2 protein-coding genes are annotated in these 1,902 nt (G+C 42.7%); both read right to left on the reverse strand.

Going from position 1 to position 1,902, the window contains the following annotated elements:
• Nucleotides 1-161: 161 nt before the first annotated feature.
• The gene (locus R7O12_RS23915) at nt 162-1,043 is read right to left on the reverse strand and encodes an alanyl-tRNA editing protein (protein WP_318126526.1); all 882 of its coding nucleotides are present in this window, start codon (nt 1,041-1,043) and stop codon (nt 162-164) included.
• 233 nt (nt 1,044-1,276) lie between these two features.
• Nucleotides 1,277-1,902, reverse strand: a 626-nt coding sequence (locus R7O12_RS23920; RefSeq protein ID WP_318126525.1) for a GTP-binding protein, incomplete at its 5' end; no start/stop codon positions are given.

Here is a 1,902-nt window from a genome sequence, read left to right on the forward strand (position 1 = left end):
ATCTGATATTTACCATTTGATCAGCGATCACCCCCTAAAAGAATATTTATATAACCACACACCGAAAGCATAAGTTACATATTCTGCATTCCAATTTAAAGAAGCATAAAACACCAAAATTAAATTCAAAAAAAGAAAAAAACAGAATTTAATAAAAAGATCTAATTGGAAAAGCAAGCTATTACATCGGTGTGCATTTCAATCGTTTGTGAATCCATTTCGACCAACTTGACGTGTATCGAGCCAAAGTCACTCAAATGCTCTGCGTGCGTTCCTCCACAAGGGATCACGGCCAATTCTCCCTCTCCCAAGTCACATTTCCAATAACGAGAATCGGTCAAGTTGTCACCATGGCAGTCCATAATGATCGCCGCGTCTCTTTCCAGCCAAAGCTTCAATTGTGCATTCACCTGACCCTCTATTTTCTCTAAGTCTGACAGCATTTCTGCGCTGTTTAGGCCTCTTTTACGGAGTGTTTTACCTAAACGGTAAGTATCTAGGCACTTGTCTGGTGTTACAAAGCTGGCTTCTTGGGCATAACTATTAAAATCATAGTTGCCATGTGGGTCTTTACGATCAGCATCTTTACGCCAGTAACTGGCAGCGAGGACTTTATTTAGGGCTAAGTAGGCGAGATGACCTGCACTGTGTCCACGACTCAATGCTTGTTGGTACTCTTTGTCCACTTTCAGCGTCACTCGTGTATCTTGAGATAGAGTGTCAACAAGCGCTAATACATGTACGACAACAAATAACCAGCCTTCTGTATCGCGCTTTACAGGGATTGCCGCTCCAACAAATAGCTCTCCGGTTGCCACTTCAATGGCACCAACTTGACAATCAATCACTTCAAATTGTTGATCATTAAATACTAAGATGCCTTTATCCGCGGGATGATCAGGCCAGATATGGCTAACGGGATGAAACGGAGTCACGTCGGTGACTACGTAGGTCACTTCATTGTGGTTTTGAACGAGTTGAATCTGAGCGTCCAACTGCCAAGTTTGATGGCAGAAACGGGTTTGTGTCGCGGTAATCGTCATGCTTTGCTTATCTTTGTGAATGTAAGAAGTTAAGGTTTTGTACTGAGCATTTGAAGATACAGGAATCTGCACGTCATCACTAATATCACTAGAGGAAAACCGCGCAGAAGAACATTGTGATAATGATGAAAGTAAGGTTTAGAAAAGGACACATCTCACATCACTTTTAGAGGTTGCAAAAAACAGATAAAAAAATACCCAAGTAAAAACTTGGGTATCTTCAAATGCTTAAATTATTTTTTGCGGTTTTTAACCACAGACATCATACGTTTACGCTTACGCTCTTGAGACAAGGTTAGCTTGTTCGCACGATTCTCAAACGGGTTTTCGCTATTCTGGAAGTTGATACGAATTGGCGTACCCATAATTTCCAGTGACTTGCGGAAGTAGTTCATCAAGTAACGCTTGTATGAATCCGGAAGTTCACGAACCATGTTACCGTGAATCACGACGATTGGTGGGTTGTAACCACCTGCGTGCGCGTATTTTAGCTTGATACGACGGCCACGAACCATTGGCGGTTGGTGATCATCAGTCGCCATCTTCATGATACGAGTCAAAACAGAGGTACCAACACGTGTCGTTGCCGACTTGTACGCTTCTTGGATAGACTCAAATAAGTGACCAACACCAGTACCGTGCAGTGCAGAAATAAAGTGAATACGAGCAAAGTCAACGAAACCTAGGCGGCGGTCTAGCTCTTTCTTCACGTTCTCTTTTACTTCGTTATCTAGACCATCCCACTTGTTTACCGCTAATACGATTGAACGACCGGCGTTCAATGCAAAACCTAGCAGGCTCAAGTCTTGGTCAGAGATGTTTTCACGTGCGTCGATAACCAATAGCACTACGTTTGCGT

Source organism: Vibrio sp. Vb1574, assembly GCF_033338675.1.